The following is a 12,442-nucleotide window of genomic DNA, read 5'->3' on the forward strand; positions in this document are numbered from 1 at the left end:
GGCAGGCGCGGATGTGACCGCGTTTTGCGAGGTCATTTCCCGCTGAGCGCCGTGAAGAACGCTGTCTTCAGCGCTTTGCCCTTGAACACCTGGTCCCTGGTCGACTCCGGGTTCTCCGCCTGGTACGTGTCGTACACGGTCTTGAGGGAGGTCAGAACGGACGCGAAGCGGGCTGTGTTGGGTGCCTCAGGCATCCGGCGGTGGTTCTCGTCCCACCGGATCTTGTCCGCCGCGTACGCCTTCAAGGTCTTCATCTCGTAGCCGACGGCGACGTAGAAGCGCGCGTTCGTGAAGTCGTCGAAGATCGCTGTCGCGTCCCCCGACCGCAGGTACGCGTCCGCCTGCGCCATCACCTTCACCACAGCGAGGTAGGAGTCACGGTCGACGCCGTCGCCGAAGATCGTCGTGTAGAGCTTGTCGTCGTTGAGGACGCTCTGCGGACGTGCGCGGGCGTCATCCGGCCTCGCGAGCGCGATCGCGATCATGTACTGCGACAGTTCGGTCATCGCGACGATCCGGCCGCCGTGCTTGCCCGTCCCGCGGTACTGGTGCTTCCGGCGTTCGTAGTACCAGCCCTGGGTCTCGAAGTACGCCTCGATGTCTCGGTGTTGCTTCTCGGTGGCGTGCAGTTGCGCGGGCTGGATGCTGTTCTGCCGGTTCGTCGACGCAATGACCCCGTCCCGGACCGCCTCGTCCGCGCTTGTGATGATGCGAACGAGCAGGCCCTGATCCAGCCGCTCGTCCGACACATCGCCAGCACGGTCCGCCTCATGGAGCACGTTCGAGGTCTGCAACCCGTTCACGACGAGGGGGTTCGTCAGCGACACGGACAGAGGGGGTGCGTCCTGGGCTGCGTCGCAAAGCACCGTAACGCCGTTGTTCAGCCACCAGAACGTGGGACCGTCCTCGGTGGTGAGGGTTCCACGGATCGCGGCGTTGACCTGCACCTTGGATCCTGCGTAGTCGCGGACGTTTGACTCAAAGATGTTCGGCCGAAGCTCCTGCCCGTCCTCTTGACGGATGAAGGTCAAGTAGTCGCGCAGTGTGACCAGACCGACGAAGGACTTGTCGTCGCGGATGAACGGGCCGTTGAACTTCAACGTCGAGGTGGTCGCCGGCGTCGTGGCGATGATCTCGCACATCGCTTTCGCTCCGAGGAGTCGCACCTCGACGATCGCGTTCGCAGGCAGCAGCTTCTTCACCGCGTCCTCGAGCGACTTGCGTTTCGATTCAGCGTCGTGGTTGTCGACGAGGTTCTCGTCCGGACCATTGGTGGAGTAGTAGATGTGGAAACGGAACCGAGCGAACTTCGTGAGCGTGTTCTCGTAGAGGCGCCGGAAGATCCCCGTCCGCTCGATCGTGGCGCTGTTGAGCGTCAGTTCCAACGCCTTCTCATCGGAGTCGAACGGGATCGTCTTCTCCAGAGTGTCGCGCATCCGTGTCAGCGGATCGCTCTGCCACGATCCGGTCCACTTCGACTGGATCACGACGACGTCGACGGTCGCGTTCTGGGCGAGCGACTGTAGGGCCTTCTTGTCGCCGAGAACCAGGGGACTGTCGATGTCGAGCACTTCAGACTCGTTGATCACCACGTAGAAACCATCGATGCCGCCGTCATGGCTGCCGCCGATGATGCCCTTCTTGACCTCGCCCGCGCTCAGGCCGAACTGCTTCGTGAGTTCCTGCCCACAGAAATGTTCAAACGCGTCGCCCAGCGGCTCGTCCGACATCTCTTGCGCCCTGTAGGCGTCGAACGCGCTCTGCAAGACCGCTTGGTCGGGTGTCTGAGACTGGGGCACTGCACGCTCCGCTTCGAGGCCGGTATCGACGGGTCCGAACGATGATGACGACCTCACTTGAGCGTAATGTAGTCGGCTGTTCGCCTCATTCTCGGGTTAGTCGCAGCCGTGGAGTCTGGATCGCCTCGCAGGGGAACGGCCGTCGCGAACTGCCCTCCCAGCACGAGAAGTCCCGCGGCGAGCCCCATGACCGTCTTCTCGTTCTTCATAGTTGTTCCCCTCATTCACTGTGCGACGGGCCGCACCGCGGTCATGGGCCTCCCCACAACTGTCGTTCGTGTCACCCTCAGTTGCACTCCCAAGCGCGCTGCCCAACTGCTCGGAGCAAGAATCGAAGTGGACGTGAAAGCGGAACTGGCTGACGTGTTTTCCGGCGCAGACGTCTACCCGAGAAGCCTCGAGACGGTTCAACCGACCTCGGTCGGTCCCGGCACATTGCAGGTCGAGACGCGGCTCCCCATGTCCCCATTCGTATTCAGCAACCCCCGCAAGCTCGAACTCAGTCTGCGCGCGCAAATCTCGACAGACCACCACGATGCGTCGTGACCGGACATCGGCCGCTACAGCCTGCGTGCGCCGCGTCTGCTATGGCTATGGCTATGGCTATGGCTATGGCTATGGCTATGGCGTGTCTTATAGATGGCGGAGTCCGCTAACGGTTGCCCCTTCCGACCCGCGGCGACCGGGCAGCAGATCAGCGCTCCGCGAACTGGTCGTCCGAGAGTGCCCGGAAGCGGGTCAACCCACCAATATCCCCGGTGCCAGTCAAGCCCAATCGAAAGCACGCCTCAGCTACTCGAAAGGTTCGAAAAGTCAGCGAACATCTGCGTCGCCTCGCGCGTGAGCCTCTCGATGAAGTCCGGCTTACTCAGCCCGTCTCACTCCTTGGCCAGGACGGCTTGGCCACTCGACCCGGAGGTGTGCGCGGCAATGCTTGGCACGCGCCTACGCATCAAGACACCAGGTCGTCGACCAGACCACCGGCATCGTCTACGAGCGCGCTTCCCTCTTCGGGGTTGAGCCCATCGGTGCAGTAGAGGAAGACCAAGACTTCAGCGGACGCGGTGTGTCCTGGAGCGTACCAAAAGCCCGCGTCGTCGCTGTCGAGGAAACAGACGTGCACCTCGAACTGCCGGCCGCGACCCGACACGTCGGTCCGCACATGACCTGGGACGACGGCAGTGCCATCTACAACGCAGCCGCCAGCTACCAGCCGAGCCCGATCCTCCGCCGTACCGGCAGAATAGCGGCCGACTTCAAGGGCCGGTACCCGGCCTGGTTTCCGTTCGACCTTGTGGACGACGACCGCTGCCGCCGTCAGGCCGCCCCTGACCGCGGCAGCGCAGTCCCCCCCCCCCCCCAAGTCGTCCATATCACTCATACCCATCGTCGGTCACCCGGGTGGCCGGGCGGGCGAAGGCGCGTCTGGAACGAATTCCGCGGCTCCCTTCCAGGGAGAGCATTTCGCTCAGTGCCGCTATGCGCTTAGATGTAATCATGCCTAGCGCCACAATCTGGAACGACGATGCACTCGACGCCTCTGACATTCCGGGCCGATCTGACTTCGCTCTCGTATTGGCCGAGCGGGTAAACCAGGTGGGGCCAAACCAGAATTCGGCTGTTTTCGGTCTTGTTGGCGCATGGGGTACCGGCAAAAGCACTTTGCTTGCAGAGGTTCGGAGTCACCTCTACGACAAGGCATGGACGGTAGTGGATTTCAGCCCATGGGCGTCGGGTGATGTGACCTCTATAACAGGTGAATTTATCGCCACACTGTCAGGGGCATTCCCAGGTAAGAAGGGAAAAAGCTTGCGTAGGGCACTTGCCGGGTATCTCCGTTTCGGTACCCCCGCATTGAGTGCGATTCCGATCGCCGGTGCTGCTGTAGCAAAAATCGCTGACGCGGCGTTAACGTATGCGGCCAATCAGCCCGCGTGGCATGTCGCGTTCAAGACAATCAGTGACGAAGTCGCACGCCAGAACAAGCGAGTTCTTGTAATCGTCGACGACGTAGACCGCCTCGATTATGAAGAACTCAAGGCAGTGCTACGCGTGGTGAGACTTCTCGGTCGATTCCAAAACGTACATTACCTCTTGGCTTACGACCAGATGACCATAGATAAGAAACTTACGGCAGAAAATACCAACGGTGCCAACTCCGAGTTCATGGAGAAAATCGTTCAGCATCCGTTCGAAGTCCCGCCCGTACCGATGGTGACACGTCGAGGTTGGTGTCGCGCAATCGTGGACGCGCACACTGTAGCGGTGGCGAGTGACATCAACGAGTTCGAATACGCCGAGCAGAAAGAGGATCTGATCAGACTCCTCGCAGAAGGAATCGAAACACCCAGGAGCGCTCGTCGGCTTGGTGAGCAGCTTGACGGGCTTGCGTCACTGTTCGCGGATGCGGAGATCGATGTACTCGACTTCATTGCCTTGACGTGGTTGCGCCTGAACCAGCATGCGGTCTGGGACGACGTCCGTACCCGGCCTGACCGTTATCTTGGATGGATCGATAGCGATTCGGGCGATCTTCCGGACCCTCGAATGGAGCACTTGTCGCACTACGTCGCGCGTGAACAAATTGCGGCCGTGAGTCAGGTGCTTCGGTTCTTGTTCGTGCATTCAAGCGCAGCGGAAAATGCGGGAAGAAAGTGGCGACTTTACAACGAGCGCTACTTCTATCGCTATTTCGTGGTTGCACTCACTGATGCCGACGTCAGTGAGCGACTGGTTGACGCTGCCCTATCCGAGTTGCTGTCGGATGAGCACGAGACTTCAGAGTTGGATCGCCTGAAGGCGATCATGGTGGGGGCGAACGGCGAGCGAGGAGCGCTGGCGATCGAGCTGGCAGCAAACGCGAGGAAGGACGCAACAACCACCACGCGTTCGATGATGCTATTTCTCTGGGACCTGCATGCGGAGTTGTCTGCGGTGGACGGTAATTCGGACTATAGAATATCTGCCCTTAATCGCTGGCTGGCCCCTGAGGCGGAGCTGGCTATTCAGTCCGAAGTGGTAACAACACCTGTGTTTATTGATCAGTTCGGATATCGTCAGTTGGTTCGTGCCGGCTACGCTGCGCGAAGGCGTTCCGGGACGACCTTCGAAGATGTTCGCGCGCCGTATGACAACGCCATCTCAGCCTGGGTAAAGAAGCTTGCAGACCACGGGGTGGATGCGGTTTCTGACGCAGATGAAGTGGCTGTGATGACAGCCTTTGCGCACTCCTTTGATGAGGAAAAGCATTACGGATTTCTCGGGCATTCGGTCCACAGCGCCGATGATCTAGTGCGACTTGCTGATCTGTTTGTCAATTACAACCGGTGGGTCGGTTCTGGTATTCATTATGAAGTGGCGTTTTACGCCAACGAGTTCAGGTTTGCTATTGGCGATGCCCTAACGAGATTTAGTTCCGCCGATCTGCCGCCATTCGCTGGCCCACTCAATTACGAGACGGATGATCGAGAAGCGCCAAACTTGTCGCCTGGGGAGCGTAGGGATTACGCGATACGGCGAGTTGCGGAGATGCTTGTCTAGGCGTCGTACCCGCTGATCGGCTACGCACGTCCGGCGGGCCTGAACCTGGTCGCAGTAGATGCGTCTGACATCACTGACTCCCTCTCAATCCCAATTCGAGCAGACGTTCGGTTTGTGCTGTCGCGGCGGTCAGCAAATTTGGCTTGGGGAGTCAACTGGTGGCGCGATTCTGGCTTCTGGGGCCCGTCAGGAACTCACGGCGAGGGTGCAGATTTGAGTTTCGTGGCCCTCGCCGTTAATGGCCGGGTGCCTGATTCGGCCCTTGCGTCAGCCTTGGCTAGGAGAGCTCCGCGTGTGCTGTGGCGCACGTGGGGCAGACCTTTAGGTCTACGAAGTCGTTGATGGGCACGAACCAGTATCCACACAGCGCCGGAACTGCGCGTCCCTCAACTGTGGCTTCGGTTAGGCTGTTCTTCTTCGAATAGTGGGCCACCGTGCCGATGCGGAGATCGCTCGCAGGGTCCGGTAAGACTGGCTCGCCGCCCGCGACTCGTGCGGCAAGGTCGAGGGTGGCCTGATCGATATCGGCCGAATAGAGCAGCTCGCTGTTCTGAAGCGGGCTCACGCGCCACCGGTCAGCATCGGATGCAAGTACGGCTCGTGCTTGCACAGCGAGTTCGGTGAGGAGGTCTTGACGGGAGTGATCCTGGGGGGAGATGACAACTGAGCATTCAACGATCCGATCTTCGCCCTCTTCGAGGATGTCGAGGTGAACGACGATCGACGCAAGGGGCGAAGTCTTCAGCTTCGTCGAGGGAATCGGGATCTCGATTGGTTCGTTCGTAGCTCCGTGTTGGTGGGCGGCGTGGACCTGCACCAGGACCGCTGTGCGGATCTGGAGCAGCCAGGCGCTGGTGACGTCGAGCTTCGCCGTGACTCGTTGAACCGCGCGGTCAGCGTCGGTGGGGATGAAGGAGGTTCCCCGCCCGATGGCGGCCATGAACACTTGATAGAAGTCACGAGTCTTTTCGCCAGCGGCACGGATGCCGGCCGCGCACAGCCAAGCCTCATCATCGCCAACCGACACGTGGTCGGTCGCCGCTCCCCGCCACCGTCCGGTCTTCTGCTTCCACCAGTGCGGATTCTTTAGCCCGGTGATGCTCTCACGAGCATCCGGGCTTCCTGCAAAAGACTCGTCGAAGTGTCGGATGATCGGATGACTGAGCTTCGCCAGCGGCGGCAGTTCGCCGAGCAGCCCCGCGAGTTGCCCGTCCGTGCCCGTGCCTGCTGCCACTGATTCGGCGACATCGCGCAGTTGGGTGACGGCTCGCATGTGCCCTGCGTCGTCCCAGTCCGACATGAGGTCGTCCGTGAGGCAGCGGAGGGTGACGTATCGCTCGGGTGGCACGTCAGCAGCCTAAGCGAGGAAGGCGACGTTCGACGAGGACTGCTCAGTCGATGAGGTCGATCAGTGGCGCGTTGCCGGTACCGCGGTTCGCGATATAGAGAGCGTCGGCCTTGCGGATCTGGTCGGTCCTCGCAAGGTAGGCATGCAGGTCACCAAGTCTGATGCGACGGTGGCTGCCGGCGGGTGTGTAATCGATCGCGCCAGAGTCGAGGATCTTATAGAGGTGCGGGCGGCTGACCCCGAGGACCTTGGCGGCGTCAGTGGTACTCACCAGTTCGTCCTGGCGCGCGAGAATGACATCCGTACCCTGACGAAGGTCTTCCGTCATCTTGGCGAGTGCGAAGCGCAGCGGGGACTTCTCCGGGAGCGATCGCTGAAGGGAGTCCAGCTTGGTCAGTTCGCTTTCGGGTACGGCGGATGCACTGAGAGTGGTAGCAGTCATGATGCCTTCGAGTAGTTCGCAGTGAGGCAGATGCGGGAGCTTGGGGAGGACGCTACACCGCAGTGGTTCAAGTGTCACAGAAGTAACACTGCGGTGCAACTGTCGCGGCGAGTCGCACAAAGCGGGCTGGTCACACCCTTGTCGCGCGGCTACCGACTCGGACTGAACACCGTCAGCTTCGGTGCCGTTATAGCAACTTGCGGGGGTGTGCACCTCCCGCGCTGCGACCACAGCCCACTGAACGGGGGACTGCCAAGTCGTGGGCTTCACTCACTAAGTTGACACTGTGACTACGACTACCTATTCCGTCCCTAACGCCACCTGGCCGAACTTCGAAGTGGCCGGTGAGTCGAACTACGAAGCCACCATCCGGGCTCTGCTCGGTCGTCTTGCGAAGGACCAGGACAGGGAGGTGCTGACGGAAGCCTCGCTCGTTCCGGAGCCCGACAACCCATACGATCTGAACGCCGTCAGCGTGCGGATCAATGGCGGCGTGGTCGGCTACCTGACTCGAGATGACGCCCGAGCATTCGCGCCGGTTCTGCATCGGCTCGCCGCGTCCGGGGTCACCGCCGTCGTTCGGACCCGCGTGTGGGGCGTCATCCGCGACAACTGGGAAGGAACGGGCACGCGCTTCAACTCGAACGTCCGTGTTGCGTTGCCCGAGCCCCATCTGATCCTGCCGCTCAATGATGCACCTAGCGAGCCATACTCGGTTCTGCCCTGGGGCGCTGGGTTGCAGGTCACAGGTGAGGACAAGCACTTCGATGTTCTGGCACCGTTCGCAGGCCGATCCGACCGGTCACTCCTCATCGTGACGCTGCACCGTAGATCCGAGGAGAAGGCACGGGGCGGGCAGCGTGAGTTCGTTGAGGTTCGAGTGGAAGGCCAGCGGGTTGGTGAGTTGAGTGCGCAGTCATCCAAGCACTACTTCGCCCTCGTCGACCACCACAGAGAGAAGGGCATCACCGTCGCTGCGTGGGCTCATGTGAAGGGTTCAGCTCTCGCTGCGGAGGTTGTTTTGCAGGCCGCGAAGGCCAGCGAAGTGGACAATGCGTACTTGAACGGTGCCCCCGTCACCGTGCCTCGGCTCGTCCCCGCGGCACGCCACTACCAGGTCCCGCCCGCGTACAACGGGCCCGCTCGTCCCGCACTCACAGAACGGCCGAAGTCGTCATCGAAGTCCGCGCCAGCTGCTGCACGTGGGCAAGCAAAGAAGCAAGGGGCTGCGGCGGCGAAGTCGGGATGCGCCGTCGTCGCGGTCGGGCTTCTCGGCGTGGGCGGTGGCTTCGTCACCACAATCCATCAGCTCCTCAGCTGAACAGGCCGCAGGAGGTTCGCAGCGTTTCGGAATCCATGCGTCGAGATCCCCCCGGGGCGCCGATATGACTGCAGTTGCAGTCGGCGATCTCCGCTTCCTCCGGGTAGTTGTGCCACGCGAGTATCGGCCCGAAGTACCCGGACCGGTCGCCCTCCTCCGCGGTCAACCAGCGCCATCACTAGTGAGAGGCGCCTGTAATCCATGCCTCGGCTGCGCCAATGCGTCCGGATTGCACGGGACGAGTACGCCTTGTCGCCGCGGAGTCGTCCGAGTCGGGTGCGTGGTCGGCCAACCGGACGACTGCCGCGGAGTGCCCCGAGCAGCGGGATCACCATCGGGGAGTCCCCGGATTGACCGGGCGTGATCGTCGTCACCAGCGGTAGCCCGCTACCGTCAACGAGCTGGTGGGCCTTGGTCGACAAGGCTCCGCGAGAGCCCCCGAACCCATGCCAGGCGGCTCGACGCCTTCGTGCGCTCCGATGCATCTCCCTGTGGTGCGCGTGATGTTCGTCGAGTGTGATGCGCGCGAGCAATCGCCGAGTCCACCGACAGCGGCCAGATCCAGAGAGCACCCCTCCGGTACATGTGCTGACCGGCGCAGATTTCGTCACCCTGCCGTCGAAGCGTCGCGTGCGCATACAAACTGTCGCTCCGCCACAAAGCGACACTTTGCGCGCTCAGGCGACACTTTGAAGCTGCGCGCACAAAACCCCCTACTGCGGCATGTCGACGAACCGCGAGAACATCCCGTGGAACGCCACGGTGATGGTGTCCGTCGGTCCGTTACGGTGCTTCGCCACGATCAGGTCCGCCTCACCCTGACGCGGGTTGTCCTTCTCGTACGCCGACTCACGGTGCAGCAGGATGACCATGTCGGCGTCCTGCTCGATGGAGCCGGACTCACGGAGGTCGGAGATCGCCGGCTTCTTGTCGGCACGCTGCTCCGGACCACGGTTCAGCTGCGACAGGGCGATGACGGGCACCTGGAGCTCCTTGGCCATCAGCTTCAGGGCACGCGAGAACTCGGAGACCTCTTGCTGGCGGCTCTCGACCTTCTTGCCCGAGGTCATCAGCTGCAGGTAGTCGATGACCACGAGCTTCAGGTTGTGCTGCTGCTTGAGTCGACGGCACTTGGCGCGGATCTCGACGAGCGTCATGTTGGGGGAGTCGTCGATGAAGAACGGGGCGTCGTTGATGCGACCACGGGTCTGGGCGATGGTGGTCCAGTCGCGGGAGTCCACGGTGCCCTTGCGCATGTTCTGCAGCGGCACGCTGGTCTCGGCGGACAGCAGACGCATCGCGATCTCGGCGCGACCCATCTCGAGCGAGAAGAAGGCGGCAGTCTGGTCGTGCTTGATCGCGGCGGCGCGGCACAGGTCGAGCGCCAGCGTTGACTTGCCCAGTGCGGGGCGCGCGGCGACGATGATGAGCTGCCCGGGGTGGAAGCCGTTGGTCAGGCCGTCGAGCTGCGCGAACCCGGTCGGCACGCCCGTCATCTGGCCGTCGCGGCCCTTGGCGGCCTCGATCTCGTCGAGCGCGGCGGAGATGGCGTCGGTCAGCGGGACGTAGTCCTCGGTCTGCACACCACCGGCGACGTTGTAGACCTCGGCCTGCGCGCTGTTGACGAGGTCGGTGACCTCACCCTCCGACGCGTAACCCATCTGCACGATGCGGGTGCCGGCGTCGACCAGACGACGGAGCACGGCCTTCTCGGCGACGATGCCGGCGTAGTAGCCGGCGTTCGCGGCGGTCGGCACCATGCTCGTGACGCTGTGCAGGTACTCGGCGCCGCCGGCACGGGACAGCAGACCGGTCTTGGTCAGCTCGTCGGTGACGGCGATGACGTCGGTCGGTTCACCGTGCGAGTAGAGCGACAGGATCGCGTCGAAGATGACCTCGTGCTTGGGGACGTAGAAGTCCACACCGCGGGCGGTCTCGATCACGTCGGCGACGGCGTCCTTCGACAGGAGCATGCCACCGATGGTCGACTGCTCCGCGAGCATGTCGTGCGGCGGGGTGCGTTCCATGCCGCGGTCCGCGTAGTCCTGCGGTGCGGGCTCAAGATGTGCGATCGACACACGCTCTCCTCTGTTGACGACACGGACCTGAACCGGCGGGACAGCACCCACCGGCCGGACCCGCACCCCTGTTTCTACCCCCGGCGACCGACATCCCCGAGTCGCTCGCCCAAGCTACGGCCCCAGAGTTATCCCCAACAAACGGCCCTGTGGATAACTCTGTGGAGAGGCTGCGGAACACGCCGGAACGCTGTGTGGAGAACTGTGGACGAGCCTGTGGAAAAAGTGGCGTGCGAACACACTTTCGACCACTTGACCTGGGGTTTTCTGTTGCACACCGTGTGTGGAAAAGTGGGGTTAAAGTACCCCTTGAAGGTTCCGATTTGACACGTTTCCACTGTGTAAAACGACTTGACAAGCACCCCTCCTGTGGGAAGAGTTCTCGGCCTGTTCCCAGCCAGCGTGACCCCGTCTGAACCGTAACCAGCCAGCCCGAGTCGAGCCGCGCCTCCAGGCCCGTGACCATGTCGGCGACAGCCGTAGGACAAGCCGCGCGACCGCCCCCGGAACGCAACGACGGGCGGGCCTCCCGGAGGAGACCCGCCCGTCGTGGAGCGGAACGTCAGTGCTACTTGGCAGCGACGACCTTGAGCGAGATCACGGCAGTGATGTCCTCGCGCAGGCGCACGGTGGCCTCGTGGTCACCGACGGTCTTGATGGTCGCGGGGACCTCGACCTTGCGCTTGTCGAGCGAGCCGACGCCCTGCGCCTGGACGGCGTCAGCGACGTCGCCCGGACGGACGGAGCCGAACAGACGACCGTCCTTGCCGGCCTTGACCGACAGGGTGATGGTCGCGTTCTCGAGCTTCATCTTGAGGTCCTGTGCCTCTTCGATGGTGGCGAGCTCGCGCGCGGTACGCGCGGCACGGATCGACTCGACCTGCTTCTCGCCGCCCTTGGACCACGCGACAGCGAAGCCCTGGGGGATGAGGTAGTTGCGGGCGTAGCCGTTCTTGACGTCGACGACGTCACCAGCGGAACCGAGGCCGGAGACCTCGTGGGTGAGGATGAGCTTCGACATGTGTCGACCTCCGATCAGCGGCCGGAGCCGGCGTAGGGGAGGAGCGCCATCTCACGGGCGTTCTTCACGGCACGGGCGATGAGGCGCTGCTCCTGGACGGAGACGCCGGTGATGCGACGGGCGCGGATCTTTCCACGCTCCGAGATGAACTTGCGAAGGGTCGCAACGTCCTTGTAGTCGATGACGCCGACCTTGATCGACTTCGCGGGAGCAGCGTTCTTGCCGCCCTTGCCGCGAGGCTTCCGGCGGTCGCCGGTGCTCTTTCCAGCCATAGTGATTTGTCCTTAGAAGAAAAGTTGTGTGTCCGTCGGAACGCTGAGGATCAGAACGGGGTCTCGTCGTCGAAGTTGCCGCCGGGGGTGCTCCACACGTCGTTCGACTGTGCGTTGCCGCCACCCTGCTGGCCACCCTGGGGAGACCAGGGCGCGTCCGACTGACCGCCACCGTTGTTGTTCCAGTTGCCGCCGCCGTTGCCCGCGGGGGCGCTGGCGCCGCCGCCGACCTGGCCACGACCGCCGCCACTGCCACCCGCTGCACGGGTGATCTGTGCGGTCGCGTAGCGGAGCGACGGGCCGATCTCGTCGACCTCGAGCTCGATGCTCGTGCGCTGCTGGCCCTCACGGTCCTGGTAGGAACGCTGACGCAGACGACCCTGCGCGATGACGCGCGAGCCCTTCGTCAGCGACCCCGCCACGTGCTCGGCGAACTCGCGCCACACACTCGCGCGGAGGAACAGCGCATCGCCGTCCTTCCACTCGTTCGCCTGACGGTCGAACGTGCGAGGGGTCGACGCGATGGTGAAGTTCGCCACGGCGAGCCCGTTCTGCGTGTACCGCAGCTCGGGGTCCGCGGTGAGGTTGCCCACCACCGTGATGACGGTTTCGCCGGCCACG

At 62.8% G+C, this 12,442-nt stretch carries 11 protein-coding genes and 1 pseudogene; 3 read left to right on the plus strand and 9 right to left on the minus strand.

What is annotated here, in order from left to right; all coding sequences use genetic code 11:
• Window positions 1-32: 32 nt before the first annotated feature.
• Window positions 33-1,766 carry an AIPR family protein gene (locus tag BR70_RS0116155; protein ID WP_155896908.1) on the minus strand — a complete coding sequence of 578 codons (1,734 nt, stop codon included), beginning with the start codon at window positions 1,764-1,766 and terminating at the stop codon, window positions 33-35.
• 219 nt (window positions 1,767-1,985) lie between these two features.
• Here BR70_RS0116155 and BR70_RS0116160 point away from each other — a divergent pair, with 219 nt between their 5' ends.
• Window positions 1,986-2,345: a hypothetical protein gene (locus BR70_RS0116160; protein ID WP_027466898.1), complete on the plus strand. Its 360-nt coding sequence runs from the start codon at window positions 1,986-1,988 to the stop codon at window positions 2,343-2,345.
• Between the two features lie 406 nt (window positions 2,346-2,751).
• Here the strand turns inward: BR70_RS0116160 and BR70_RS23395 are convergent, their stop codons facing one another.
• Window positions 2,752-3,180: a hypothetical protein gene (locus tag BR70_RS23395; protein ID WP_155896909.1), complete on the minus strand. Its 429-nt coding sequence runs from the start codon at window positions 3,178-3,180 to the stop codon at window positions 2,752-2,754.
• 116 nt (window positions 3,181-3,296) lie between these two features.
• Here BR70_RS23395 and BR70_RS22945 point away from each other — a divergent pair, with 116 nt between their 5' ends.
• Window positions 3,297-5,339 carry a P-loop NTPase fold protein gene (locus tag BR70_RS22945; protein ID WP_197019660.1) on the plus strand — a complete coding sequence of 681 codons (2,043 nt, stop codon included), beginning with the start codon at window positions 3,297-3,299 and terminating at the stop codon, window positions 5,337-5,339.
• Window positions 5,340-5,616: 277 nt separating this feature from the next.
• Here the strand turns inward: BR70_RS22945 and BR70_RS21425 are convergent, their stop codons facing one another.
• Both BR70_RS21425 and BR70_RS22595 read right to left on the minus strand, forming a co-directional pair.
• Complete coding sequence (locus tag BR70_RS21425) at window positions 5,617-6,687, minus strand: DUF3039 domain-containing protein (RefSeq protein WP_035809306.1); 1,071 nt, start codon at window positions 6,685-6,687, stop codon at window positions 5,617-5,619.
• Window positions 6,688-6,730: 43 nt separating this feature from the next.
• The gene (locus BR70_RS22595; RefSeq protein ID WP_051597028.1) at window positions 6,731-7,129 is read right to left on the minus strand and encodes an excisionase family DNA-binding protein; all 399 of its coding nucleotides are present in this window, start codon (window positions 7,127-7,129) and stop codon (window positions 6,731-6,733) included.
• 286 nt (window positions 7,130-7,415) lie between these two features.
• Here BR70_RS22595 and BR70_RS21435 point away from each other — a divergent pair, with 286 nt between their 5' ends.
• Window positions 7,416-8,450, plus strand: a complete 1,035-nt coding sequence (locus BR70_RS21435) for an HIRAN domain-containing protein (protein WP_155896910.1) — start codon at window positions 7,416-7,418, stop codon at window positions 8,448-8,450.
• A 200-nt stretch (window positions 8,451-8,650) separates the two neighbouring features.
• Here the strand turns inward: BR70_RS21435 and BR70_RS23785 are convergent.
• From BR70_RS23785 to BR70_RS0116200, 5 genes and pseudogenes are all read right to left on the minus strand, one after another.
• Window positions 8,651-9,008, minus strand: a pseudogene (locus tag BR70_RS23785) (transposase); the annotation flags it as partial.
• A gap of 155 nt (window positions 9,009-9,163) precedes the next feature.
• Complete coding sequence (gene dnaB, locus BR70_RS0116185; protein ID WP_027466900.1) at window positions 9,164-10,528, minus strand: replicative DNA helicase; 1,365 nt, start codon at window positions 10,526-10,528, stop codon at window positions 9,164-9,166.
• A 568-nt stretch (window positions 10,529-11,096) separates the two neighbouring features.
• Window positions 11,097-11,549, minus strand: a complete 453-nt coding sequence (gene rplI / locus BR70_RS0116190) for a 50S ribosomal protein L9 (protein WP_027466901.1) — start codon at window positions 11,547-11,549, stop codon at window positions 11,097-11,099.
• A gap of 14 nt (window positions 11,550-11,563) precedes the next feature.
• A complete protein-coding gene (gene rpsR, locus BR70_RS0116195; protein WP_017887834.1) occupies window positions 11,564-11,821 on the minus strand; it encodes a 30S ribosomal protein S18 in 258 nt (85 codons plus the stop codon).
• A 50-nt stretch (window positions 11,822-11,871) separates the two neighbouring features.
• Window positions 11,872-12,441 (minus strand): single-stranded DNA-binding protein, encoded by a 570-nt coding sequence (locus BR70_RS0116200; protein WP_027466902.1) that lies wholly within the window; start codon window positions 12,439-12,441, stop codon window positions 11,872-11,874.
• Window position 12,442: the final 1 nt, after the last annotated feature.

This window comes from Curtobacterium sp. UNCCL17 (assembly GCF_000686685.1).
Classification (GTDB): domain Bacteria; phylum Actinomycetota; class Actinomycetes; order Actinomycetales; family Microbacteriaceae; genus Curtobacterium; species Curtobacterium flaccumfaciens.